Source organism: Photobacterium sp. R1 (genome assembly GCF_054600795.1).
On record NZ_BAAHZP010000445.1, the window covers coordinates 1 to 283 of the forward strand.

1 protein-coding gene is annotated in these 283 nt (G+C 48.4%); it reads left to right on the forward strand.

Annotated features, from left to right (window positions below):
- Positions 1-283 (forward strand): potassium transporter TrkG (locus tag ACYP03_RS25780; RefSeq protein WP_459782644.1); only part of this gene is annotated, 283 nt, incomplete at both ends.

Sequence of the window (283 nt, forward strand, 5' to 3'; positions counted from 1 at the left end):
TTGTCGATGCGTTGTTTACTGCAACGTCAGCCATCAGTGTTACAGGGTTAGGTGTTGTCGATACCGGTACGCATTTCACGCACAGTGGAAAAGTGCTGCTGATGATTCTTATGCAAATTGGCGGGCTGGGACAAATGACCTTATCGGCAGTGCTGCTTTACTTGTTCGGCGCGCGGCTCAGTCTCAAGCAGCAAGCTGTCACAAAAGGCGCTTTAGGGCAAGAAAGCTCTATCAATATTCGTCGTCTGGTCATCCTCATCATGCTGTTTACGTTAATTGCAGA